General features: G+C 62.0%; 21 protein-coding genes and 1 pseudogene. 7 read left to right on the top strand and 15 right to left on the bottom strand.

The annotated features are described in order from the left end of the window. Window positions 1–2: 2 nt before the first annotated feature. Genes HK353_RS13680 through HK353_RS17160 form a run of 4 tightly spaced genes read right to left on the bottom strand, consistent with a single transcriptional unit; the run spans window position 3 to window position 4,528 of the window. Complete coding sequence (locus HK353_RS13680) at window positions 3–839, bottom strand: ABC transporter ATP-binding protein (RefSeq protein ID WP_173156974.1); 837 nt, start codon at window positions 837–839, stop codon at window positions 3–5. After that, window positions 836–1,831, bottom strand: a complete 996-nt coding sequence (locus HK353_RS13675) for an ABC transporter permease (protein ID WP_173156972.1) — start codon at window positions 1,829–1,831, stop codon at window positions 836–838. Before HK353_RS13675 ends, HK353_RS13680 begins: the two co-directional genes overlap by 4 nt. Then, window positions 1,831–2,775: an ABC transporter permease gene (locus tag HK353_RS17495; protein WP_342589933.1), complete on the bottom strand. Its 945-nt coding sequence runs from the start codon at window positions 2,773–2,775 to the stop codon at window positions 1,831–1,833. The genes HK353_RS13675 and HK353_RS17495 overlap by 1 nt, the downstream gene beginning before the upstream one ends. A 7-nt stretch (window positions 2,776–2,782) precedes the next feature. Then, complete coding sequence (locus HK353_RS17160) at window positions 2,783–4,528, bottom strand: ABC transporter substrate-binding protein (protein ID WP_245396021.1); 1,746 nt, start codon at window positions 4,526–4,528, stop codon at window positions 2,783–2,785. Window positions 4,529–4,753: 225 nt separating this feature from the next. On the opposite strand from HK353_RS17160, the gene HK353_RS13665 reads away from it, so the two are divergent. Further along, complete coding sequence (locus tag HK353_RS13665) at window positions 4,754–5,602, top strand: MurR/RpiR family transcriptional regulator (protein WP_173156968.1); 849 nt, start codon at window positions 4,754–4,756, stop codon at window positions 5,600–5,602. A gap of 307 nt (window positions 5,603–5,909) precedes the next feature. Here HK353_RS13665 and HK353_RS13660 read toward each other — a convergent pair whose 3' ends face one another. Then, complete coding sequence (locus HK353_RS13660; RefSeq protein ID WP_342589932.1) at window positions 5,910–6,794, bottom strand: patatin-like phospholipase family protein; 885 nt, start codon at window positions 6,792–6,794, stop codon at window positions 5,910–5,912. A 17-nt stretch (window positions 6,795–6,811) separates the two neighbouring features. Next, on the bottom strand, window positions 6,812–8,827 hold the full coding sequence (locus tag HK353_RS13655) for an AarF/UbiB family protein (protein ID WP_173156964.1): 2,016 nt from the start codon (window positions 8,825–8,827) through the stop codon (window positions 6,812–6,814). A gap of 337 nt (window positions 8,828–9,164) precedes the next feature. Between HK353_RS13655 and HK353_RS13650 the strand changes: the two genes are divergently transcribed. Further along, window positions 9,165–9,581, top strand: a complete 417-nt coding sequence (locus tag HK353_RS13650; RefSeq protein WP_173156962.1) for a GIY-YIG nuclease family protein — start codon at window positions 9,165–9,167, stop codon at window positions 9,579–9,581. A gap of 59 nt (window positions 9,582–9,640) precedes the next feature. Here HK353_RS13650 and dctP read toward each other — a convergent pair whose 3' ends face one another. From dctP to HK353_RS13630, 4 genes are all read right to left on the bottom strand, one after another. Further along, on the bottom strand, window positions 9,641–10,918 hold the full coding sequence (gene dctP, locus HK353_RS13645; protein WP_173156960.1) for a TRAP transporter substrate-binding protein DctP: 1,278 nt from the start codon (window positions 10,916–10,918) through the stop codon (window positions 9,641–9,643). Window positions 10,919–11,059: 141 nt separating this feature from the next. Beyond that, a complete protein-coding gene (locus HK353_RS13640) occupies window positions 11,060–12,661 on the bottom strand; it encodes a TRAP transporter large permease subunit (protein WP_173156958.1) in 1,602 nt (533 codons plus the stop codon). Beyond that, window positions 12,658–13,152 (bottom strand): TRAP transporter small permease, encoded by a 495-nt coding sequence (locus HK353_RS13635; RefSeq protein WP_173156956.1) that lies wholly within the window; start codon window positions 13,150–13,152, stop codon window positions 12,658–12,660. Before HK353_RS13635 ends, HK353_RS13640 begins: the two co-directional genes overlap by 4 nt. Beyond that, entirely contained in the window at window positions 13,149–14,180 is a 1,032-nt protein-coding gene (locus HK353_RS13630; protein ID WP_245396020.1) for a LysR family transcriptional regulator, read from the bottom strand. The genes HK353_RS13635 and HK353_RS13630 overlap by 4 nt, the downstream gene beginning before the upstream one ends. 11 nt (window positions 14,181–14,191) lie before the next feature. On the opposite strand from HK353_RS13630, the gene HK353_RS13625 reads away from it, so the two are divergent. Continuing rightward, the gene (locus HK353_RS13625) at window positions 14,192–15,004 is read left to right on the top strand and encodes an aspartate/glutamate racemase family protein (RefSeq protein ID WP_245396019.1); all 813 of its coding nucleotides are present in this window, start codon (window positions 14,192–14,194) and stop codon (window positions 15,002–15,004) included. Window positions 15,005–15,368: 364 nt separating this feature from the next. Here the strand turns inward: HK353_RS13625 and HK353_RS13620 are convergent, their stop codons facing one another. After that, window positions 15,369–16,310 carry a GlxA family transcriptional regulator gene (locus HK353_RS13620; RefSeq protein WP_173156954.1) on the bottom strand — a complete coding sequence of 314 codons (942 nt, stop codon included), beginning with the start codon at window positions 16,308–16,310 and terminating at the stop codon, window positions 15,369–15,371. A gap of 107 nt (window positions 16,311–16,417) precedes the next feature. Between HK353_RS13620 and HK353_RS13615 the strand changes: the two genes are divergently transcribed. Together HK353_RS13615 and HK353_RS13610 are read left to right on the top strand one after the other, a co-directional pair. Next, window positions 16,418–16,729: a putative quinol monooxygenase gene (locus tag HK353_RS13615; RefSeq protein ID WP_062861908.1), complete on the top strand. Its 312-nt coding sequence runs from the start codon at window positions 16,418–16,420 to the stop codon at window positions 16,727–16,729. Between the two features lie 605 nt (window positions 16,730–17,334). Continuing rightward, a pseudogene (locus HK353_RS13610) lies at window positions 17,335–17,664 on the top strand (transposase); the annotation flags it as partial. Here HK353_RS13610 and HK353_RS13605 read toward each other — a convergent pair. The 3 genes from HK353_RS13605 to HK353_RS13595 all read right to left on the bottom strand — a co-directional run bounded on the left by HK353_RS13605 (window position 17,562) and on the right by HK353_RS13595 (window position 21,648). Continuing rightward, window positions 17,562–18,416: an aminotransferase class IV gene (locus HK353_RS13605; protein WP_173156952.1), complete on the bottom strand. Its 855-nt coding sequence runs from the start codon at window positions 18,414–18,416 to the stop codon at window positions 17,562–17,564. The pseudogene HK353_RS13610 and the gene HK353_RS13605 overlap by 103 nt on opposite strands. Then, window positions 18,413–20,839 carry an aminodeoxychorismate synthase component I gene (gene pabB, locus HK353_RS13600; protein ID WP_173156950.1) on the bottom strand — a complete coding sequence of 809 codons (2,427 nt, stop codon included), beginning with the start codon at window positions 20,837–20,839 and terminating at the stop codon, window positions 18,413–18,415. The genes HK353_RS13605 and pabB overlap by 4 nt, the downstream gene beginning before the upstream one ends. Before the next feature lie 425 nt (window positions 20,840–21,264). Next, complete coding sequence (locus HK353_RS13595; RefSeq protein WP_173156949.1) at window positions 21,265–21,648, bottom strand: hypothetical protein; 384 nt, start codon at window positions 21,646–21,648, stop codon at window positions 21,265–21,267. Between the two features lie 435 nt (window positions 21,649–22,083). On the opposite strand from HK353_RS13595, the gene HK353_RS13590 reads away from it, so the two are divergent. Both HK353_RS13590 and HK353_RS13585 read left to right on the top strand, forming a co-directional pair. Continuing rightward, entirely contained in the window at window positions 22,084–23,265 is a 1,182-nt protein-coding gene (locus HK353_RS13590; protein WP_173156948.1) for a Cmx/CmrA family chloramphenicol efflux MFS transporter, read from the top strand. Next, a complete protein-coding gene (locus tag HK353_RS13585; protein WP_173156947.1) occupies window positions 23,262–24,263 on the top strand; it encodes an IS481 family transposase in 1,002 nt (333 codons plus the stop codon). The genes HK353_RS13590 and HK353_RS13585 overlap by 4 nt, the downstream gene beginning before the upstream one ends. Before the next feature lie 265 nt (window positions 24,264–24,528). Here HK353_RS13585 and HK353_RS13580 read toward each other — a convergent pair whose 3' ends face one another. Continuing rightward, entirely contained in the window at window positions 24,529–25,008 is a 480-nt protein-coding gene (locus tag HK353_RS13580) for a hypothetical protein (RefSeq protein ID WP_173156946.1), read from the bottom strand. Window positions 25,009–25,208 lie beyond the last annotated feature (200 nt).

Here is a 25,208-nt window from a genome sequence, read left to right as displayed (position 1 = left end):
GCTCACTCACCTCCGTTCGTGAGGATGGGCTCGGGCAAGTCGACGACATCGTCGAGGCGCGGGGTCGCGGCCAGCAGCGCTCGGGTGTAGTCGTTGCGCGGGTTCGAGAAGATCTGCTCCGCCGTGCCCTGTTCGACGGTCCGACCGTAGCGCATCACCGTGACATGGTCGGAGATCTGACTGACGACGGCCAGGTCGTGGGTGATGAAGAGCATTGCCGCCTGCGTCATCTCCTGCACCTCGGTGAGCAGATCGAGGATCTGAGCCTGGACGGTGACGTCGAGGGCCGTGGTCGGTTCGTCGGCGATGATGAGGTCGGGTTCGCACACGAGCGCCATCGCGATCATCACGCGTTGGCGCATCCCCCCGGAGAACTGATGGGGGTAGTGTCCGAGGCGGCCGACGGCATCGGGAATGCGGACGCGATCCATCGCCTCGGCGGCCTTCGTCATCGCCGCCGCCTTTGTGCCTCCCTTGTGGGCACGGTAGGCCTCGGCTATCTGGAACCCGACCGTGTAGTAGGGGTTGAGCGAGGACAGCGGATCCTGGAAGATCATCGCGATCTGGTCGCCACGGGTCCGCCGCATCGAGGCATCGGAGCGGTGCAGCAGCTCGCCGCCGTGGAAGCGGACGGAACCCGTCGTCGTCGCCTCCTTCGGCAGCAGACCCATAATCGCCAGCGAGGTCATCGACTTGCCCGACCCTGATTCGCCGACCAGACCCATTGTCTGGCCACGGGCGATGTCGAACGAACTGCCGTCAACGACGACGCCGAGGGGGAATTCGATGCGCAGGTCACGCACGGACAGGACCGGTGTCTCAATGGATAGTGCACTCATGAGCTGCTCACTCTCACTCGGGGGTCGAGCACCCGGTAGAGCAGGTCGACCACGATGTTGGCGATGATCACGGCGAAGGCGGCCACGAGGGTCACACCCATGATCACGGGCTGGTCGTTCACGGCGATCGCATCATAGGCATACCGTCCGACGCCGTTGAGACCGAAGACCGTCTCGGTGATGAGAGCACCGCCGAGCAGGGTGGCGAAGTCGACGCCGAGGAGCGTGACGATCGGTGTCAGCGAAGGCCGCAGTCCGTGGCGGATGAGGACGGCGCCGCGCCCCAGGCCCTTGGCCCGGGCAGTGCGCATGAAGTTCTCCCCCATGGTGTCGATGACATTGGTGCGGGTCAGCCGGGCGTACATCGACGCGTACATAAGCGCCAGCACCATCCACGGCATGAGGTAGGCCTGGAACCACTGCACAGGACTGTCGGTGAACGGCACCACTGTCGGGAACGGCAGCCATTGGAGTTGGACCACGAGCAGGTACTGCAGGACGAGGGCGACGAAGTAGTTCGGCAGGGAGATCCCGGCCAGGGCGAACATCATCGCTCCTTTGTCCCACCAAGTGCCTTCCTTGACGGCACTGATCACACCGGCGGCCACCCCGGAAAGCAGCCACAGGACCGCGGCTCCGACGGCGATGGTCACCGAAACGGGCAGGCGGTCGATGATCCCTTGCAGGACGTCCTGGTTGGTCTGGAACGAGTACCCTATGCACGGGGCGTTGCAGTGAACCGCTGAGGCACCCGAACCGTAGTCGCGGCCGACGAAGATCGCGGCGAGGAAAGTGAAGAACTGGGTGAAGAACGGTTCGTTGAGCCCCAGCTGATCCCTGATCGCCTCGATCCTCTCCGGAGTGCAGGTCTGCCCACAGATGCTGGCGGCCGGGTCCGGAGAGAGTTGGAAGAAGATGACGAAGGTGAAGAAGACGACGAGCAACATGATGATGAGCGCCGCGAACAGTCGTTTGACGAGATAAAGGGCCATCAGAGTCCTCCCGCCCAGATCTTCTGCAGGTTGTCCCCGAGCACGGTGAATGAGAGCACTGTAAGAAAGAGGAACATGCCTGGAATCGCGAAGAACATCGGATCACTGGAGTACCAGGTCACCGCCGAAGCGATCATCTGCCCCCACGAAGGATCGGGTGGAGTGATGCCCACACCGAGGAAGGACAACCCCGCCTCGGTGGCGATGAACGTCGGCACCGCAAGGGTCGCCATGACCACGATTGTGCCGGAGAGATTCGGCAGCACCTCGCGGAAGACCAGGGGAACCCAATCCGCGCCGGAGGTCTTAGCCGCCTCGACGAATTCCCGGTTCTTCAGCGACAGTGTTTGTCCGCGGATCACGCGAGCCGTGGCCGGCCAGGAGAAGAGACTGAGGACGAGGACGAGCAGGAGCGGCCGGTTGCCCTGTGGCAGGGCAGAGAGGATGGCGATCATGAAGATGAGAGCCGGGAAGGCCATGAGGAAGTCCATGACCCGCGAGATCGCAGCATCGACGAATCCGCCGAGGAAGCCGGCGATGACGCCCATGACGACACCGATGATCATAGTGATGGCGGTGGCGCCGATGCCGATGAGCATTGAGACGCGTGCTCCGTAGGCTATGCGGGCGAAGATGTCACGGCCGTTCTGGGGTTCGACGCCCATCCAGTGGTCGGCGCTGATGCCGCCGAGTGGGCCGCGCGGCAGGCCGCCGAGGGCCGGGTCGACGGCTCCCTCGTCGAATTCGTAGGGGCTGTAGCCGGAGAGTTGGGTGATGAGCGGGGCGAAGATCGCCAGGAGGACGATGAAGACGAGGAACCCCAGGGACAGGATCACCGAGGGTTTGCCAAGGATCCTCTTCAGGGCTCCCGCCCCGGGGGAGAAATCCTCCCCCGGGTCGGGCCGACCGAACTCCTCGACCTGGTTGGAAAGCGAGGCAGTCACGTGTGAACTATCCTTCCGGGTTGAGAAGACCCAGCTGCGAGTAGTCGATGTATCCGGTCTTGGACGGGTTGGCGAAGGCTCCGCCGACGTTGGAGCCGACGAGCTGGAGCGGACGCGGACGGACCAGGGGCACGACCGGTGCGAGGTCGAGGACCTGTTCGTTGATCTTCGCGTAGGCGGCGGTCTTGTCATCGAGATCGGGCATGACGGCTGCCTCGGCGAGGGACTTGTTCAGTGCCGGATCGTCTATCTGGGACTGGTTGAGGTTGCCGGTCTCCGTGATCCGCTCACCGTCGAACAGGGGTCCCAGTAGCGGTTCACCGGAGAACCAGCCATTGGAGCACCAGCCGGTGATCGCCAGTTCGTTCTGCTGGCTCGGGGTGGCCAGGACCTCGTAGAACTTCGCCTGGTCGATGACATTGAGTTTGACTTCGATGCCGACCTTCTTCAGCGATTGCTGCACCGCTTCGGCCTGTGCCTCCCACATCGGCAACGCGCGCACGTCCATGGTCAGCTTGAGATTCTCCGCCCCGGCTTCTTTGAGCATGGCCTTGGCCTTCTCCGGATCGCCGGTGTTTCCTTCGGTGGCGTAAGGGTCGGTGTCGTCGTAGTCCGGCACGCTGGGCAGCAGCAGGTTCGGTGCGACATCGGCCAGCTGCGGACCGCCGCTGGCGTTGATCACGCTTGACTTGTCCACGGCCCAGTTGATGGCCTGCCGAACCTTTTTATCGCCCAGCGGCTCTTTGGTGTTGTTCATGACCATGAAGTAGTTGCAGGAGGGCTTGGACTGCACTGTGCGCTCTGAGAGCTTGGGATCCTGAGTGATCTTCGCCAGATTGGCCGCCACAACCGGATTAGTCGAAGACGAGACTGCATTGGCATCGTCACCCTGCCCGGACATCATCCGCTGATCGATCGTGTTCTGATCGAGGCTGACTGTGAACTTAAAGCCGTCGGGATAGGCCGGACGGATGTCGTCGGTCTCGGCGTTCCAGTTCTCATTGCGGACCAGGGTAAGCGACTCGCCGCGCTTGTACTCGTCGACTTTGTAGGGGCCCGACGAGATCGGGTCCTTCTGGATCTGGTCGACCTTGGTCACCTTGTCCTTCGGGAAAGGAGCGCCCGGCGCCGTAGCGACAACGTTGGGGAAGTCCGCCATAGGCTCATTCGTCTCAATCGTGATCGTGCGTTCATCGACTACCTTGATTGAGTCGAGACCTTCGGGATCTTTGAATACACCTTCATAGTCTTTGGCGCCTTTTACGTAATTCTGTAGGTAGTCGAGCCCAATGGCCAATGACGGGTCAAAGGCATGCTCGAAGCCAAACTTCACGTCTTCAGCAGTAATCGGTGATCCATCTTCGAAGGTGACGCCTTCTTTGAGTTTGAAAGTCCACTCGGTTGAGTCCTCGTTCGGCGTGCCAGTGTCCTCGGCGAGGTCACCGACAAGCTCTAGCTCACCTGACTCACGGTTGTACTTGTACTGAGTGAGGTTGCGGTAGAGGAGGTTGTAGAGATTGAGGACATTGCCGTCGCTGCCCATGGCCGGGTCCAAATGGGAAAAATCGACTCCACCCAGCACTTCGACAACTCCGCCCTTCTGCGGTTCGCCGGTATAAGAGGCAAAGCCGGTCTTGTCATCGATTACAGATTGAGCATCGCCCCCATTGCTTGAATTCCCACTCCCACAGGCGCTTACAAGCATCGTGGCGGCAGCGGCCATCGCAACCATCGATAACGCTCGCTTCTTCATGAAAAGCCTCCTTCGACTGTTCCGTCATGATGTGTGGATCAGAGCGCGCAGGCCACCGCACAATCGCACTGCTGCAGTATCCGTTGCACGATTGCACTCTCATAGCACGTCAACAAAAGTCGCTTCAGTAGGCACTTCCAGAGGGTCCGAAATGAAGTGCACGTGATCTTCACCACACCTCGTATACAATCAGATCGCAACGTTCATTGCAATAGGAGACGCAGAGTGAAAATCATCGCGACATGGCTCGAACACCTCATGTCTCAGCGCAGACTCTCCCCCGGAACGAGGTCCGTGCTCAAAGCCATCGCAAATGACCCCGAGATGGCGTCGTACTGCAGCGCGGCAGCTCTCGCCGAGGTGGCCGGAGTGAATGTCGCCACCGTCGTCAGAGCCGCACAGGCCATCGACTTCACGGGCTGGTCGGAACTGTCTACGGAGATCAGAAACCGATTCCTGTCCTCATTGGACGCCGACAAACATTTTGTTCGCAACACTGAGGCCGGCATGGGGCAACCCGGGACGTCGATCGGCAAGGACATTGAGTTGCTCGGACTCCTTGCCGAGTCGCTATCCGAAGAATCGGTGACCACAATCGCAATGATGATCGCCAAAGCACCGACGACAACGATCCTCGCCACAGGCGCATATGTAGCTCCAGGAATCATCCTGGCGCACAACGCCCAGGGCTTGGGCTACAACGTCTCACTCAGCGACGGTGCAGCGACGCGGATGATCAACGATGTCCGTCGGCTCAAACCCGGGGATTGCCTCATCACCTTCTCTATCTGGAAAACGAGTGCAAGCATCCTACCGCTCTGCGAAATCGCCAAAGAACGAGGCGTCCACCTCATCGTGATTGCTGATCAGCACTCGCAGCTTGCCGAACTCGCCGATCAGCTCATCCTCGTCCCGTCCGAAGGACTCGGCCCGATGGCCTCGGTCACGTGCGCGGTCAGTGTCGCACAATGCATCGTCGGGGCAATCGCCAACGTAGACACCGCACGATCGGCAGCGATGCTCGAAGAGCTCCAGTCCATGTGGTCCCGCACTCAGGCGGTGAGCAGCGACTGAGACGCACAGAGCACAATTGAATCCAAGATGGTTTAGAGGACGGAAGGTCTGATCGAGCGGGTTACTTTCCTGCCTACGAATTTCCGATTTTGATTGAAAGGTTCGCCACGGCACGTTTTGGAGTAACCACCGTTGCGACCGGCTCCCAAATTTTCAACTGTGTGCGTTGTCTACATTCAGACATCACCTTTTGCGATATTTATGCTTGCCTTCGGGGACAGAACACAATCAATAGGGATAGAGCAAGCTGTTGCCATTCACAACCGGCGCGTGGGCTGGAAGCGAGTCTGAGTTGGCTTTACTGCCGCTAGTGCGCCTCCACGAACTCCCGAATTGCCGGCAGCTCTCGCCGCGCCTGAGACAACCCCATCCGATGAGCGGCAGCCAGACGCGAGAGGTCGCGGGTGCTGTTATCGACCGGCATGCATTCGGGGACGAAAACGTGTGCTTTGCCCTCGGCCTCGAGTTCGAAGATGCGTTCGCGAGTCTCGTTGTATCGCTTCCAGCGAGTCAGCAGGGCGTCGGCCAGCGCCGGATACTTTCGGAAGATGCCGCGAAAGACTGCAGGGAATCGTTGCGGCTCCTTCTTGTACCCACGTTCCTGAGTCAGCACGATGACGAACTTTTCGAAGCCTTCGCGTTGAGCCTGGCTCAGCGCGATGCCGCCGTCCTCCCCCATCGCACCGTCGACGTACACGTGCCCATCGAGGTGCACCGGTGGCATGACAATCGGCATCGTCGATGAAGCCTGCACGCGGATCATCAGCTCGTCGATATTCGGGGTATCCTTCTTCGACCACACTGCCTCTTCGCCGGTCTCGGCGTCGAACGCGATGATCCGCATATCACCGGGGTTTGCCTCAAAGCTGTCCCAATCGAACGGCAATGCCTCGTCGGGTGCGCCTGCTCGCTGGTAGATGTACTCGCCGTGAAACATGCCTTTGCCACGAGCAAAGTACCGCCACCCGCCGAACTCTTCTTCCTTGGCGAATTCGACGAACGATCGACGCACTCGCCACTTGTCACCGGACAGGTAGTTCCCTGCAGTGGACGCGCCGGCACTGATACCAGCGACCCAGTCAAACGACAGACCCTCGTTGAGTAAGACGACGGCCATGGCGCTGGTGAGCGAAGCCCGCATCCCACCACCTTCGAAGATCAGTGCGGTATCGCTGATTCGCGTCGTCTCCACTGGCTCCGTCACTTGGCCTACCCGAGCCCTTCCCACGTCATTCGCTGCCTGAGCGCTGGTGCAAGAACCAACGCTGCGATCACACTACCAGCAAGTAACATCCAGGCGCCGAAGTACGTGAAGAGTTTGAGTTCTGGCGCCAAAGCAGGCCCGAAGTCCGCGGCCATGAGAATGACTCCGCCGAGGATGAGCGCGGTGGAGACGATCACCTGGATGAATTGTTCGACGGTGGATACAAGTAGATTCTTGATGGTCGCGATGTTCAGCCCGCTCGTGCCGACGTCGAGCGTCCCGTCCTGCAGGTGACCAGCAATCCGGGAGATCTGTCCAGGCAGCTCGGCGATCTGGGGTGCGGTCGCCGCCGCGTAGAGCGTCATCTCGTGTCGGTCGACTCCCAGTCCCCCGACCTCACGGAGCAGCGTCTTCCCGTTCTGAGTCACCAGCGCCAGCAGATTGAGTTCCGGCACGAGGCGAGTGATCGACCCTTCGAGTGTACTGATGGCACGGAATGCCGTTGCCACGGAGGCCGGCATCGGGAACCCGAAGTCGACAACGAAGTCGATGAGTTCGCCGAACAGTGCCGCCGAGGTCGAACCCGGGGCACCGTCTCCATACTTGAGCATGATCTGACCGATCTCGCGCTGCAGCTCCCGCAGGTTCACCTCGCTCGGCGTGCCGAGGAGCTCGAGGATCGCGGCGGTCGCCGCTTGTGAGTTCTGCGAGTCAAAGGCCATGAGCAGAAGCGCGATTGCCCTGCGGTCGCGTTTGTCGATGCGTCCGACAGCACCGAAGTCGACGAGGCCAGCACGGCCCGCGCTCGAGACGACGATGTTTCCGGGATGGAGGTCGGCGTGGAAGATGCCCTTTCCGAGCACCTGGCGGACGACCATGAGGAAGAGGTCCTGGGCGATTTCTCTGCGCGCGATTTCTGAAAGGCTGTCGACCACCTCGACGCCGTGGGACAGCGGGACACCTTCGACGAGGTCCATGACGATAACGAACTCGCCGGAGAGTTCCTTGTACACGTGAGGGATGTGGACGACGGAGTCGGTCTGCGTCGTCGACCGGCCGTTCTCATCGGCGAGACGAAGCGCCTCGATGTGGGCGAGCTCCCCGCGGTAGTCGAGTTCGCCCTGCAGGGAATCGACGAAGCTGCGGGCGAGCTTCGCGATGCCGACCTTGTTCGCCCAATCGGTGGTGCGATCGAGACGGTCGGCCAGGGTGAGGACGATATCGCAGTCTGCCCGGACCTGTTTGCGGATCTTCGGTCGCTGCACCTTCACCGCGACCACGCGCCCTTCCCAGGTCACGGCGCGGTGGACCTGGGCGACAGAGGCACCGGCGAAGGGTTTCTCGTCGAATTCGGCGAACACCTCGGCGACGGGACGGCCCCATTCGGTCTCGAGTTGGTCCTTCACCTCGGCGAAGGGAACGGGCTTCACCCCGGCCTGGAGGGTGGAGAACTCCTCGACGAATTCGTGCGGGATCATGTCACCGCGGGTGGCGATGAACTGGCCGAGTTTGATGAACGTGACCCCGGATGCGGCGAGGGCGTCGCGGGTGGTGGCGGCGATTTCTCGGAGTGAGACGCGCAGGGTCGGAATTCGGGGACGGAGGTAGCGAGAGAGGCCGAATTTGATGAGGATCGACTGGATCTGGGCCAGGCGGTTGACGCGGCGGTACCAGGTGGGGATCTTCGGTGCGTTGCGGATGAGTGAGCTCAGGGTGCCCGAGGGCATGATGAGTTCGATCGCGAGGAGGACGAACATCTGGATGACGATGAACCAGGCGAAGAGCAGCAGGAAGACCATGATCGCAGGGAAGCTCATCGACAGGTTCGGGTATTGGTCGGATTCGGAGATGCCGAGGAGTTTGTAGGCCTGGAGGGTGATGGGCCAGATGGAGAGGCCCATGATGAGGGAGACGATGGTGTTGCGGGCGGCTCCGGTGCCGGTGAGCATCATCCGCCGGACGAGGAATCCGACGATGAGCGCGCTGAGGACGCCCAGTCCGATGGTGTAGAGGATCGTCACCCGTCAGCCCTTCCGTCGTCTGTGGTCTGTGCCTTGTTCGGCACGGTTGACCATGTTCGGTGCGTTTTGGTTCGGCACCCTTACCAGCCTAGTAGATGCCCACTGGGTCAAGAGTTGCTGAGAATGGGAGTTTGCGGTGCATCGGGGCTTCTGTCCGCCATCAACGACTTCGGTGGATAGTCTCAAGAGTGCATCAGCGCAGATTCCACGACTGAAGGGCGGCAGACTCTTGACCATCGGATCTTTCGGCACGTTTTGGCAGCGCGATCTTGTCGACTGGCAAGCACACTCTTGGAGGCTTCTGGGACGCCGAGGTCTCAACAAAGGAAACCTGCGAGTGGCCGACTTTCGTCGAGCTCGTGGCGTATATGTCCTCTACAACGACATCAACGTGTACTACGTCGGGCTGGCAACCTCTCAGAGAGGCATCGGCGGGCGACTACACGATCACCTAAACGATGAACACTGGGCAGGGTGGAATCGGTTCTCATGGTTCGCGTTCGACGGCCCTGACGACGATACCGTCTTGGACAGCGACGGAGTAGTCCGAGTTGTACAGACGTACACGTCAGTTGAGCTCGACGCGCCAGTTCTGATTAGGGACCTCGAGGCACTTCTCCTAGCAGTAACCAAACCTATGGGAAACATCAGTTCCACAAATTTCAGCGAAGCAAAAGAATGGCTGCAGGTCGCCACCGAAACTCCAAAGTTGAAGACCTTCGACGACCTCAGAGAGAAGCTCGACGTTGATTAGTGCCTGCGGCTGATGTTGGATATTACACTGCTACAACGAGTAACAACGCTATCGTCATCTCACTCCGGCCGATGCTCGGCCATGACTTTCTCAAACAGCTCGTCGCCGAGCTTGTCGTAGTTAGCGTCCTCTGGGTACCACTCGTCGAGTGAAGCGAAGTCGCCCTTGTCGTCATAGCCGAGGTCGGAAACGGACTTCGCCCACTCCGAACCAGCGTCACCCAGCCTCTTCGGTGCATCCGGCACCTCGGCCTTTTCAGCAGTCTTGTCCGACAGGTTCTTCGCGTACTTCGCCATCTGCTTCTGCACGTCATCATCGAAGGGCTGAACCGAACCGTCGTTGTCCTTCGCCTGCTCGACGGCCTGCGCCTTCGCTCCGATGACGACCTCCATCATCGTGGAGAACGTCGTCGACATCGAGTCGAAGATGACCTGCTGGTAAGCCACCGGCAGCTCCGAATACTTCTTGCCTGCCGTGATCGCACCCGCCGAACGCGCAATGCCAGCGTCCGATGCAACACCGATGATCGGGGCCACCTCGAAGGTGCCGGCCTCCACGTTCGGTGCCAGCTGACCGAGGTCGCAGTCGACGGTTCCGCGCTGCAGCGCCTCATAGGTCTCCGGGAACGACAGCGACACCGGAGTCGCACCCAGATCCGTCACCTGCTTGCCTGCAGCGGCCGAACCGACACGAATCTGCTTGCCCTTCCAGTCATCGAGCGAGGTCATCGGCTTCGAGCACATCGTCGAATACCCACCCGCGGCGAGCATCGGAATGAGCGGGACCAGGTTCTTCTTCTCGAACTCCGCGAGCACCTCGGGCGTCTCCCACGCGGCCTGCACACCGGCCGCGTTCGCCGCCAGATCACTGGCCACCGGTGAGGACGGCAGCGTCGACATGGCCGTACCGATCGCGTCGAAGGCCGGGTACTCGGCCGGGGTGTACGACGGCAGAGTGAACGCGAGGTCGACGCGGCCATCGGCCAGGGCATCGTCGACGTCTTCGTAGCTGGCGATCGCCTGGCCCCACACGATGTCGACGGTGATCTTGCCGCCCGAGCGCTCCTCGATGGCCTTCTTCACGTCGAGGCCGTTGGGTGCGAGGATCGACTTCTCCGACATCGCCGAGGGCTGGAACTTGATCGTCACCGGGACGAGATCGGCCAGTGCCTCATCGATCTCGTCCTGCGAGGAGTCATAGGCGAAGCCCTCCCCCGCTGAGTCGCCCGAACCTGATCCGTCGCCGCCGACAGATCCGGCGCATCCGGCCAACAGTGCCAGCGATGCGACCGCCGCTATGGCCTGGGCGGGGCGTGTTGCCGAGCGGAAGCGCTTCATGGGACTCCTTTGAGCGAAGGCTGAGAATTACCTTAAATTCTATGCCTGAGTAAGGTCACCCTCATCATGAGTCCGCTCACATCCTGCGGCAGCCACCGCAACGACACAGAGCACGGGTTGGCAGGGCCGCCTCGGCGAGGATTATCCGGACATTTCCCCGCTGGTGCGGCTGATGAGGTCGGGCAGCCATTCGGTCATTCCGGGCACGGCGACGAGGAGGACCAGGAAGACCACGACGACGGGCAGGAACCACAGCAGGGAGATGAAGATGTCGCGCAGCGTGACCGTGGCACCGAGGTTGACCTCGGGGTTCTTCGCGATCGAGTGGACGATGTAGGGGATGATGCCGACCGGCGGGGTGACCATGGCGAACTCGCCGAGGAGGACGACGAAGACTCCGAACCACAGCGGGCTCACCCCCATCGTTTCGAGGGTGGGCAGGAGGATCGGGATGGTCAGCAGCATCATCGACAGGGTGTCGAAGAACATGCCCATGACGATGTAGAGGACGATGAGGACGAGCAGGAATCCGATCCGCGAGAGCCCGAGGTCCGTGATGAGGCCGGTGAGGATGGGGGCGAGTCCGGTGATGGCGAGCAGGCTGGTGAGCATGGTCGCGCCGATCATGATGAAGAAGATCACCGAGGTGGCCGCCACCGTATCCATGGCCGATTCCGCAACCTTGCGCCACGGTTGTTCGCCCCGTTTTTCCCACAGGCAGAGGAGCAGTGAGCAGAGCGCGGCGGCAGCTCCGGCCTCGGTGGGGGTGAAGATGCCGGAGAACATGCCGCCGAAGAGAACGACGAGAACGACCGCGAAGCCCCAGACGCCGGTCAGCGAGGTGAAGCGGTCGCGCCAGGTGGTCGTGGGGCGGGTGGAGCTTGGTGTATCTGCTGTGTCTGTTGTGTTCTGGGCGTTCTGGCCGCGGCCGACGAGTTTCGGTGCGGCGACGCCGATGGCGAAGATGAAAGCGGCGAAGCACACGGCGAGCAGGATTCCGGGGACGGCTCCTGCCATGAGCGCGGGGCCGACGGGGTCGGAGGCGATGCCGGCGTAGACGACCATGAGGATCGAAGGTGGGATGAGATTGCCGGTCATGCCGGAGACCATGATTGTGCCGACGGCCATGCGGCGGTCGTAGCCGGCTTTGAGCATTTCGGGGATGCCGGCTCGGCCCAGGGCGTAGGTCATGCCGATGGTCGATCCGGTGACGGCCGACAGTCCAGCCCCGGCGAAGGTGGTGCCGATACCGATGCCGCCGGGCAGCCAGGAGAACCAGTGGTCGGCGACGCGGTAGACCTTGCCGGAGAGCCCGGATTGCGTGAGCAGCATGCCCATGAAGATGAACATGGGCAGCACGCTCATCGACCAGTCCGAGACGGCGCTGAACGGGGCGGTGGCCACAATGTTCATCGTCGCCGGTATCCCGGCCACGGCGTAGACGCCGATGATCGACGGCACGGACAGTGCGATGGCCACCGGGACGGAGAGGAAGAGGAGGACGAGCATCATCCCGATGCACCACGCTCCCCCGATGGCAGCCGACGGGCTGGTGAAGAGACCGATGAGGCAGACGGCGACGAGCCCGAACCCGATGGTGAGGGCAAGTGTGCCGGGACGTTCGCGGCGGGAACCATTTGGGAAGAGTGCGGTGGTGGGTTTCTGGGTGGAGGTGCCGGTGAAGTTCGCTGTGTTTGAGTCTTCTGGCGGTAGGGATGCAGCGAGGTCGGTGTTTGCGTTCACTGCTCCTCCCCCGTTTCGGTGCGCCAGCGGAGTATTGCGACTGCGTCGAGAATGTAGAGCACCGCGAGGAGCACGAACACAATCGGGACGAGGTAATACACGGGCCAGGTGATGACGGCGGAGACGTCAGCGGTCGAACCGATCGCCGTGTTCTCCAGCGCCTTCGTCAGCCCGAACCATGCGAAAGCGATCGAGACGAGCGCGCCGAGGAGGCAGGCGAAGACCGTGAACACTGCGGCAGTGGCAGGTTTCGCCCTCTCGATGGCCATGGTGACGGTGATGTGTTCCTTCTGCAGTTGAGCAGCGGGGATGCCTAGGAGGGCCACAATGGGCAGGTACCAGTATTCGACGATCTCGTTGGTGCCGTAGAGCGGGGCGTGGAAGATCGACCTGGCCAAGGCGTGGGTGACGATGTGGAGCATCATCACGATGATCGCCGTAGCCGTGGTGACCGTCAGCCATTTGTCGAGGACTTTGGTGAACGTGCTCATCGGGAGTCACTGTAGCCGTCGGTCAAGGTGCCGGTGGCGCCTGCACTGTTTACGGCTGGGACGATGCCATCCGCGCCTGCCCCACCGCCGGTGACGTCGGAAGCTCGCAACGCATCGATCAGGTCGACGACTTCGGAGGCGTCTGCCAGCCCGTCGGGGATCATCGCGGTGACTCGACGCGCGCCGGCCTCGGCGAGGGCGATGGGGTCGATACCGGGGATTTGGGAGTAGCGGCGGGCGCTGCGCGGCAGCAGCGCAACACCGAGCCCATTGGAGACCAAGGATTGGATGGCGCCGGGGTTGTCGGTGATGTGCCGGGTTCGGGGTTCGAAGCCGGCGGTGCGGCAGAGGCGTTCGGCGGTGGATCGGCATCGCACGCATCCCATGATCCACGGCAGTTCGGCAACATCGTTGAGGTGTTGGATCTGTCCGGCTCGGTTCCAGCGTTCGGGTACGAGCAGGTCGAGGTGGTCGGCGCTGAGGTCGACAGTCATATGTCCGGCCAGCTCAGGCGGGGCTTCGTCTTCGTGATGGAAGAGGAAGGCGATATCGATGGCACCGTCGTCGAGCATCCGCAGTGCTTCGGGCGGTTCGGCCTCGGAGACTTCGTAGGAGTGGTGAAGCGGTGAGTCAGCCTGTGTGCCCGCGTTTGCTTCCAGCCTGCCGAGTGCTGCGGCCAATGGGCCGATGACGAAGCTGGGGAATCCGGCGAGCCGGACATTGCGTCCGCCGAGGCCGAAGGCTTTCGCAAGGTCACTGCGCAATCCCGTCACCGAGGCGGCCACCTCGCCTGAGCGGATGCGAGCGAGTTGGCCGGCGGTGGTGAGGCGGATGCCTCGCGGGGTGCGGTCGAAGAGGGTGACCCCGAGGTCCTTCTCCAGCGCAGTCATGTGCTGGGACAGCGCTGGTTGGGACCAGCCGAGTTCGCGGGCTGCGGCACCGATGCTGCCTGCCTCGGCGATGGCGCCGAAGATCAGGAGGCGTTTGGGCTCGCCGAGGTCGAGAGCCTGTTCGAAGACAGTAGACATAAGGCCAGCTTATGTCAGAGCAGAGGGAACTGGGTCTACCGGAGGTGGATGATGCGCACCACACTGGAAGTAATCGTCGTGACTTAGGTGCTGATTTGAGGAGTGGGAGTATGCGCAGGATCGGTCTGCTGGGTGGAATGAGCTGGCATTCGAGCATCGAGTACTACACGAAGATCAACGATGCCGTGGCCAAAAAGCTCGGCGGTCATCATTCCGCGCAGATCCTCCTCGACTCGTGCGACTTCGCGGACATCCGGGAGCTGCAGGAGGCCAACGATTGGGCGGGTAATGATGCATCCCTGACGGCGACGGCGCAGCGTTTAGTCGATGGCGGCGCCGAAGCTGTCGCGATTGCCACCAATCTCATGCATAAGTGCGCCCCAGCGATCGAGGCCTCAGTCGATGCGCCTCTCATTCACATGGTCGATTCGATCGCGACTATGGCGAAGCGCCAGGGCTTTTCGACGCTGGCGGTTCTGGGTACCCGATGGACGATGCTCGAAGACTTCTACACCGGCCGGCTCGAAGCACAGGGCATCACGACTTTGGTACCGGATGAGGCAACGTGCCTCGAGGTCGATCAGATCATCTGGGATGAACTCACCCAAGGGAAGTTCACCGATGCCTCCCGAGCCCGCTACGTCGAGATCATGAACGACCTCAAGACTCGTGGCGCTGACGCTGTGGCCCTGTCGTGCACGGAGATCGGCCTGCTAGTCCCAGCGGAGACCGCTCCCCTACCGGCCCTCGACTCGGTCGATGCTCATGTTTCCGCAATCGTCGAGTGGATAATGGCGGACGAGCCTGTAACCATTCGGCATTGAACATCGGAGACTGCGACGATCGGAACGGTGATCGCCACGAGCCAAAACGCATCGGTCAACAACGGTGCGCCTTCAAATGGAGTGTCCGACGCTACCCCGCTGGCCGGCTTCGGCCGCCCTGACCTGACCGCCTTCGCGTCTTATCCCAATCGACTCTGATCGGGTCTGTGATCCTCTCGACGAGAACGCAGCGACATCACAGCCACCCAACCCCAACCGTTCGGGAAGCCGGGACACGTCACATGGCCTGTGCTGCGGGCGTGTCGAGTGGGCCGTCCAGGGGTGACGCAGGAGCGTCGACGCGACGTGCTGAGAGGTGGTTCCAGTCGAGCACTGGCACACCGGCTACAGGCATGGCGATAGGTCAGGAACGGCGTCGCTCCCTACGCAGGAGGGAGCGCAGAGTCTCGGCGTTCGCGTAGCCGACCCGTAGCGCGATCTCGGCGGAGGTGAGGTCCGTGGTTGCTGAGAGGTGCCGAGCTCGTTCGATGCGAAGCCGTTGGACGAAGCCGAGCGGAGTGAGGTTGAGCGCCGCACGGACTCGTCGTTCGAGGGTGCGCCGGCTGGTGCCGAGCGACTGCGCGACGAAGGCGACGTTGAACGGTTCGTCCAGGCGGGCGCGCACGAAGCGTTCGAACTCGACGACGATCGGGTCCTCGTGCCGGAGATGTTCGTAGGCGACGAAGGCCGCCTGCGACGGGCGCTCGTCGATGATGAGGAGCTTGGCGACGTGTTGGGCCAGGTCGGGGCTGATCGATCGCACGAGTGAGAGCGCGAGGTCGATGTGGGCGAACGCGGCGCCGGCGGTGACGAGGTTCCCGTCGGCCACGACCATGGTGTCGAGATCGAGGGCGACGGTCGGATAGCGCTTGAGGAACTCCGGCCCCAGGAACCAGCTGGTCGTCGCCCGCCGATGATGCATCCGTCCGGTCTCGGCGACAGCGAACACGCCGGTGCACGCCGCGGCGATCCGGGTGGTCGCCTCGTCGAGGCGCCCGAGCGAGGCGATGACCGAACGAGCATCTCGGCTCTGGAGGGCGTCGTTGGTAGCGGCGGCCGTAAGGGTTCCAAGCGCAGGGACGACGACCACGTCGAACTCTGCGGACTCCGACAGTGGGTGGTCCACCGACACGGTCATCGATGCCGTCGTGGCCACTCGCCGTTTCGGTCCGAGGATGGCGAGTTCGATCGGGTCGATCCGCGGGTCGACATCGCCGCGGGCTCCGTCGGCCACCCGCACGATGTCGATGATCGACGCGATAGCCGAACCGAAGCAGCCGTCAATCGCGATCAGTCCAATACGCATGACGTAAACAATAGCAATACTGCCGTATACGCCACTACCCACCGGCCCTCGCTCGTCATAAGCTGAACTCGTCACACGAAGAACCACGACTTCAAGGAGAGTCCCTCATGTCAACACCCGCATCACTTCCGTATGCCTTCGTCGCCAAGATCGTCGCGGCCGATGGACAGCACGACGCGGTCGCCGATCTGCTCGCCGGCGCTGTCGCACTCGCCAACGAAGAAGTAGGAACGATTGTCTGGTTCGCGGTCAGGACCGACGCCGACACCTTCTGGATCTTCGATGCATTCCCCGACGAGGCCGCTCGCGACGCCCACGCCAACGGCGCCATCGTCGCAGCCCTGATGGCCAACCAGCACCTCCTCAGCGCAGCACCCGAGATCCTGGCTGCCGACGTCCTCGCGTCCAAGCTCCCGTAGTCCGCCAACGCACGAGACGATCGCGCCCCGCCGAGCCCGTCGCCAGGTCGCGACGCAACGCCATGCTGCGTTGCCGAGCGGTGTGAGGCCTATCGGCACACGGACAGGATGGCGGCCGCGAGCGCTCAGCCGGCGAGGGGTCCGTCGCAGAGGAGAGCGACGTCGGTGTCGGGCAGAGCCGTGAGGCCAGCGCATCGCTCGACCACCAGAACAGAAAAGCCCCTGCCCTGCGTTTCCGCAGGTCAGGGGCTTTTCGCCGGAGCCGCCTGTCGGAATCGAACCGACGACCTAATCACGTCGGCTTTGCGTCTATCGCTTGATGCGTCCACTGGGCGAACGAGCCGCTGACCTGCGCAAACGCCGAGGATGGGGGACGCTGCCATCCGGTGGTGACCGACGAGGACCGACCAGTACCGATCGTTTCACCGGAGCTTGCGGCGGCGTCGAAGCCGAGCAAGCTCCATTCCTTTAGCTCACCGCGCCCTCCTCCTCGCCGGTCCCGTCGTCGAAGACGTTTCAGGGGTCTTCTCAGATGACGGTGTAGGTCGGCCGGGCACGTCGGTCCGCAGATAGACGTCGAGGTCTCCCGACAACGGAGGTTCCTACTCATGGAGAAGCTGATCACCGACCTCAGCGCCGGCGTCCGCAAGGTGCTCACCGAGCTCACCACCCTGGGCCGGACCCTGAAGAAGCGAGCCGCTGACGTGCTCGCCTACTTCGAACGACCCGGCACCAGCAACGGGCCGACCGAGGCGCTCAACAAACGGCACGAACACCTGCGCGGCTCCGCACTCGGGTTCCGAAACCTGACCAACTACATCGCCCGGAGCCTTCACATGCCCGGAGCGACCCTAATCGTTTCCAACCATTCACGCCAACGGCCGAGCCGGACCGCATCCGCATGGGGCCCGCCTCTATGCCCAGCCCAAATCTGATTCGGCTCATCGCCGCGCTGCACGCTGTCGTGAAGGTCACGCCCGTCAACGAGTTCGCTCACTCGCCGAATCCCGTGGAGCGCGTTGACGAGCCATGCTTCGTGCTCGATAAGCTCCTCGGGGCGCACTCGCCGCAACTCGATCGGAACCGACCGAGCGCGAGCCTCCTCAAGGATCACCGCCGAGGTGACTCCCGGCAGTGCGCCCAACTCCGGGTCCTGTGCACAGAGCGTCTCTTCATCCCACCACAGCAGGCTCGTCGTCGCTCCCTCGATGACGTACCCGTCCCCATTGATAAGCAATACCTCGTCACAGCTGTACTGCTCACCGGCGTCCTCCCGCACACGCTCAAGCAATGCGATGTCCGGGCCTTTCCGATTCGGAGTGATTCGTGGGTCGGAATATGGCGGGATGAGAACCTTCAACTCCTGCGTCCGAGTCGGTGCTGGTCGCAACCGGAATGCCAACTCACGTTCGGCGTCAGGAGAAACGTCGAGGACATCTACGCGCGGGAACCACTCCCTCTTCGCCGGGATCTTCTCGACCACTGCCGCCCAAAAATCGTCGGTGATCGCATCACCCATCCCCACCTGCGCAGCAGCATCACCGAACCGTGTCCGATGGAGGTCGAACGCTCGTACCCGCCCGTCTTCAACAAGCCACGAATCGGCGGCCATCAGCTTCGATGAGCTGATGTCCGTCGTAGGCTCCTCGAAACGGTGATCCTGTTGATTCCACAGCCACACGTTCATCGCTCAACTCCACCCGAGTATTCGGCCACAGCGGTATCGGTCGGTCCGGCCTCCTCGGCGGGGATCATGGTGTGGACGTCAACATCGCCTATCTGCTCAGTCGAATGGATATGTGTCCTCAGATCGGACGGGTCGTTCGCATGAACGACAACCTCGCCGGGGAACCCCACTCCACCGAGCAACCTCAGCACCGGAGCCGCCTTCGCCACTGTCTCCTCGTACTCCTCTTGGGAATCCGAGAGCGCAACGATCGCTCCGCCGACCCCGTAACTCAGAGTCTCACCCTGAACGACGAGCGTGCGGATGACGACGCTGAGATCGACGGCACCGCCGAGCGAGAAATACCCGACTGCTCCGCTGTACACCCCACGCGGGCCGGCTTCGAGCTCTTCGATGGTCGTCATCGTCCGCAGCTTCGGCGCCCCGGTCATCGACCCTGGTGGGAACGCCGCCCGCACACACGCCACCGGGCTAGCATCCTCGGCCAAGCGTGAACTGACCGTCGAGACCATCTGATGCACCGTCGCATACGACTCGATCCCGAACAACGTGTCCACCTGCACCGATCCCAGCTCGGCCGTGCGCCCGAGGTCGTGCCGGACGAGATCGACGATCATGAGATTTTCCGACCGATCCTTCACCGAGGCGGCCAGCTCAGCCTTGATCGCCTCGTCCTCTGCCTGGTTCGCTCCCCTGGGCCGGGTACCCTTGATCGGCTTCGACTCCACCCGGCCGTCTGCGCCAATACGCAGAAACCGCTCAGGTGAGGTGCTGAGAATCACCGCCTCTCGCGTGCGGATGAACGCCCCAAACGGCGTCGGATTGTCCTCACGCAGCCGCAGATACATCTCCAGTGGTGACGCATGCGGATCGACGGCGCATTCGAGCATGTTCGTCAGGCAGACTTCGTAGGTCTCGCCATCGGTGATCTTCTCTTGCACTTGATCGATGAGGTCGAGGTACTCGCGCCGACTGTGCCGTGCCACGAGGATTGGATTGCGACGTTCCGCTGGGGTTGAGGTGTCTGCCTTCGACGAGGTGGCCCGCCGTTGGTCAGTACCACTGACTTCCTCGGCGGGGACCGATGCGATCCGTGCGCGTGCGTGGTCAAACCAGTCCTGGTTTGTTGCGTGGCCAGTTGGGTCGTCGTCATGACGCAGTGCCAGAAGGTGAATGCTCTTGGTGACGTGGTCGATGACCAGTGCGCGATCGAGGAACATCATGCCGGCGTCAGGCAGGTCAGATTCGCGCTGGTTCGGCGAGCCGACCTCGGCCTTGAGCTCGTAGCCGAGATAACCGACCCACCCGAGCCGGAACTCAAACGGCAGGTCTTGGCTTAAGGCGCTCAAGCCGGGAAAAGTGGATTTGATGCCTTGCGCTTCTGTTCTTTCGCCGGTCACCGCAACGGTCGCGCTTGCGAGTTCGGCTTCGAGCCAGTCAAAGAATCCGGACGACTCAGTCACATTCTCTGACTCGTCACCGGCCGAACGCACTTCGACTACCCCTTCCGGTACCGAGGCGGTCGCTATTTTGCTCAGCGGACCGGACGGCGCACCCATGATTGAGAACCGTGACGAGTCATCGCCAGGTAGGTTTCCGTCGAGCCAAACGGCCTCAAGTTCGTCACCGAAGAGTTCGATGAACAGCCGCTCGTCGGTGAATGTCTGAGGGAGAACATCGGTGTCGAGAATGTAGTGGTGCCGATCGTCAGTAGGGTGGGGAGTCGCTTCGGACCGATTGAGCGCTGCGCACGTCCCTGCAGGGAGGTCAGATTTCGAGACAATCTCCTCGCCATCCCACGCCTCATTGACCGAACCGTCATCCTGATGCTCAGTCCCCCGGTTCCATGCCGCAGTAAGCTCGGCGAACTTCCGCAGCAGGGTCCGAGCCTCATCGGAGGCGATCGATTCCGGATGGAACTGGACTCCCCATTGTGGCCTGGACCGATGCCGGAGCGCTTGGATGACTCCGTCTTCGGACCACGCTGTTGCCTCCAAACAATCGGGCAAGTCGGTCACCGCGAGCGAGTGATATCGCACCGCCGAGAACGGCGAGGGGATACCGGCGAACAACTCGGTCTCGGTATGCCGGATCGCCGAGACCCGACCGTGTCTAGGCTCCGGAGAGTGCACCACGGCTCCCCCGTGCACATGAGCGATCCCCTGATGACCGAGACACACGCCGAGCACCGGGATCGGGGAATGTTCGATCACCTCGGCGCAAATGGCGAAGTCTGCCGATCTTTCTGGTGTTCCTGGCCCAGGCGAGATGACAACATTGTCGAATTCGTCGAGCACGCTCATCTCGAACTCAGCCCAGTCATTGGGCACAAGCGTCGGACCGCACTCGTTCACCTCGGCGAGCAGATGGAAGAGGTTGAGAGTGAACGAATCGGCATTGTCGATGAGCAATGTACGGATCATGTCCACCTCCTCATTCACAGCGATCAGGCACCCCAACGAACCCAAACGTCCGTGCGTTGTTGCTGTGAGGCAGGAACAATCGTATTCGACAGACAAGAGTGGCTGGTAGCGCCGCTCACGATCACACCCAATGACTCAGGAGGACGTCGGTGATCGCAGCCTTGAAATTGACTGCGTGGATTCTTGTCGGCCTCGGGCTGATCGTTAGCGTGGCATTCCTCGCGGGCTCGAACAGCGGTCCGTACCCGCTGTGGGCACTGCTACCCAACATCGGCGCGCTCGTTCTGATGGTTCCGATTCTCAACTACAGTCGCCGACGCGAGCGACATTAGTTCAGCTGGCCAAGAGTCACCGCTGCGATGGTCGGAACTTAAGCCTCCACTTCGAGGGATCTTCCCGTCTCGTCGCCGAGTCCGTGTCGACTATTATGATTCGGTTGCCGAGTGGGCTAGGTCTAATTGCCGGAGCGGTCCCAACTCAAACCTAACGGTGTCAGGCCGGTCTGATTCGTGCAGATTCGGCGAGCAGGCCTCGGTCTTGAGTTCGTAGCCGAGGTAGCCGACCCACCTGAGTCGGAACACGACCGGTAGATCCTCGCTATGCGTGCTCTCGGGGAGGAGTGAGGTTTCGGCAACAGGCGCTGCAATCCCATTGCCCGACACCGCGACGGTCGTGCCTGCAAGTCCGGAATCGAGCAAGTCGAAGAATTCCGACGACGGAATCGACTTCGCTGATTCGCCACTGCCCAAGCGGACTTCAACAGTTTCGTCCAGCGCCGAGGCGATCACCACCTTGCTCAGCGGTCCCATCGGTGCGCCCGTGATCGAGAACCACGCGGTCGCACTTCCGGGGAGGTTTCCGTCGAGCCCACACTGCAATGCGCTCGTTACCGAAGAGATCGGTGAACAGTTGATTGTCGGAGTACGCCTGAGGGAGTACCTCGATGTCGAGGATGTATCAATGCAGAGCGTCAATAGGACCGCTGTTCGCCTAGTTGTTGCTGGCCAGGAGGTTGTTGACACTTCTTGGGGGTGGCGGCGCAGCCAGGTAAGGTGAGCGGTATGTCGAGCCCTGAATCGGACACTCAGGGGCTTTCGGTCACGCCGTCAGCCCCTCACCTCCGCTGAGCCCTTAGCTCTCTGTTGCCCAGTGCTGCGCGCAGCACGGCATCCGGGTGCCCTCTGGGCGCTGACCGTGGTGACGAGACGTTCTCTTGTTCGTACTCTCGCTTCGGAGCTATCTCGATGCCTTTCGCTCTCTATCTTCTTGCCCTGGTGGTCTTCGCCATGGGTACTTCCGAATTCATGCTCGCCGGCCTCGTGCCCGACATCTCCACATACTTCAGCGTTTCCGTGGGGACCGCTGGTCTCCTGACATCGGCGTTCGCCGCAGGGATGGTGATCGGTGCACCGGCGATGGCCGCGCTCACTCGTCACCTCCCCGTGAAGGCGACACTCCTGGGTTGCGTGATCGTATTCGCGCTATCCCACGTCGTCGGGGCACTTACGCCGGATTTCACGGTTCTGTTCATCACGCGCGTGATCGCGGCGATCGTGAATGCAGGCTTCCTGGCGGTCGCTTTGGGTGCGGCGACGAGACTCGTAGCACCCGATGCCAAAGGGCGGGCCGTGGCGGTTCTGCTGGCGGGTACCACCGTCGCCACCGTCGCCGGCGTCCCCGCCGGTGCACTGCTTGGAACGGCACTCGGCTGGCAGTCGACGTTCTGGGCGATCGCTCTTCTCTGCGTCCCCGCTGCGATCGGCATTGCCGCGGGCTTCAACACTCAAGTTCACGACTCGTCAAGGGAGGAGTCGTCCTCGACCTCGCTGCGTGTGGAACTGGCGCAGCTGTCCTCCCCGCGCCTCGTTCTAACGATGTTGCTCGCTGCCCTGGTGAATGCCGGCACCTTCGCCACGCTCACCTATCTCGCGCCGATCGTTACGGACACCGCCGGCCTGAGCCAGTGGTGGGTACCGCTGGCCCTTGTGCTCTTCGGCGTCGGCTCCTTCATCGGCGTCACCGTTGCGGGACGACTCTCGGATGCCCGACCCAGGATCGTCATCGTCGGTGGTGGCAGCGTTCTGGTGCTCGGGTGGGTCGCGCTGGCCCTCTTTGCAACGAACCCCGTTGCCCTGCTCGGGCTCGTATTCACTCAGGGTGTGGTGGGGTTCGCCGTCGGGAGCACGCTGATCACACGAGTGCTCTATGCCGCGGCGAGTGCACCCACCATGGCAGGGTCATACGCGACAGCGGCACTCAACGTTGGCGCGGCCGCCGGTCCCGTGCTCGCCTCCGCCGCACTCAGCGTCATGCCGGGCGCGCTCGGACCCGTTTGGGTAGCCGCGCTCGCGACCACCACGGCACTGCTGCTCGCAGTTCCGCTCATTCGGCTGATTGCACCCGTCGAGAGCGAGGTGGTCAAGTGACGCACGCAAATTCGCCACTGACAGTCGAAGGTCGTCGTCGACTCGTCGCGCGCTGTCGGATTCGACCTATTTCTCATGTTGCCGCAGAGATGGGGATCTCCCGCGCGACCGCCTCGAAATGGGTCAACAGATACAAACGATTCGGGAAGCTCGGTCTACAGGACCGCTCGTCGTCGCCGATCCGTCAACCATCTGCAACGCCTGGCCGCCTCGTGGAGCAGATCGAGTCAATGCGACGAGAACAGAAATGGCCAGCGTCCCGTATCGCATTCGAGCTCGAGCAAGCAGGAACACCGGTCAGTCGTCGCACCATCACCCGGCTCCTCGCGCAGCTGGGCCTGAACCAGCGCAAGTATATTGACCCCAACGGCGAGTTGAATCGGGAACCGCAACGCATCACCACCAAACGTCCCGGCCACATGGTGCACCTGGACGTGAAGAAGGTCGGTCGTATCCCTGATGGCGGCGGGTGGCGTGTGCACGGCAAAGGCAGCGAGAAAGCCAAAGCTGTCGCACGTCAGAAGACCCGGGGTACGAAGACTGGCTACGTCTACCTGCATTCGGCCATCGACGGGCACACCCGACTCGCGTACACCGAAGCGTTGCCGGACGAGACAGCCGCCACTGCCGTCGAGTTCCTCGGACGTGCAAGAGCTTGGTTCGCCAAGCACGGCATCGCCGGGATCGAGCGGGTCGTGACCGACAACGGTTCCTGCTACCGATCCGCAGCTTTCCACGACGCAGTCGGGAACAGTCGACACCAGCGCATCACGCCATACACGCCTCGACACAACGGCAAAGTCGAGCGCTACAACCGGATCCTCGCCGAAGAGTTTCTTTACGCGCGCATCTGGCGCTCAGAAGCCGAACGCGCTGCCGCGCTCGAAGTGTGGAACCGGCACTACAACTATCACCGTCCCCACGGCGCTCACGACGGGCAACCGCCCGCCTCTGCGACACCGACGCGAGTCAGCAACGTCATGGCCTCATACACCTAGTACAGATCGAGCACTGTGCATGTCCCCGCGCGGACATCGGCATAGGCATCGCGGGGAATTTCCTCGCCACCCCAACCTTTATGGGCGAATCCGCCGCTCGCATGCTCAGCCCGCCAGTTCCACGCCACAGTCAGTTCAGCAAAGCTCCTCGTAAGCGACCGCACCTCGTTATTGGCAATCGACTGCGGGTGAAAACGGACTCCCCACTGCGGACTGGACCGGTGCCGCAGCGCCGGGATGACTCAGTCTTCGGTCCACCTCTTCTTCAGGACGACTTGTCCTCACTGCCTTGCCGGGCCTCGATAATGGCTGCAGCCATGGGCCCGACACCTTCTCGGTGTGCGCCGTAGAGCTTCACGAACTGGCCGACCGCAATGGCCGCCAGACCCAAGGCAGCGACATACGTCATCAACTGAAACTGTGTAGTGAAGAGTGTCCAGGCGCCTCCACCCGCCGCACCGATGCCGCCAACCCCTGTAAGCACACCACCCATTCGGCTGTTCCTGCTAGCTTCGTCCTTCAGGTAGACGAGTGTTGCAACTTGCACCTCAGCGCCAGTGAGCTCGTCAGACTGGTCCAGGTTTCTGAGCGTCGTCTTGACCATCTTCCACGTGCCGTCAGGTACCGGGTCTTTCACCGGGGCAAAGTCTTGATATTCCGCAGGCACGTTCCCTTCTTCCGACTCCTGCTCGGAGTCATCGTCCGGATTCGGGGTTGCCGGAGTTTCAGAAGGGTTCTTGGTCATGCATTAAGCCTATGACAAAGCCCAAACACCAGCACAAAGGCGCCCAGTACATGAAATCAGCACAGTGCCAGTAGGGCCAATCCCTGACCAACAGAAACCAAAAGGGACAATCCAGTAGCCGGTACAAGACCTACTCGAGCGCCCGATCTCTCTTGTCGACGATCTCCGCGAAGAAGCAGTTACTGCGTCTCCGGTGATAC

The sequence above is a fragment of the Brevibacterium permense genome, assembly GCF_013280495.1.
GTDB classification, from domain to species: Bacteria; Actinomycetota; Actinomycetes; order Actinomycetales; family Brevibacteriaceae; genus Brevibacterium; species Brevibacterium permense.
The sequence above is the reverse complement of the archived record's forward strand: the minus strand, read 5'-3'. Positions and strand labels throughout refer to the sequence as shown.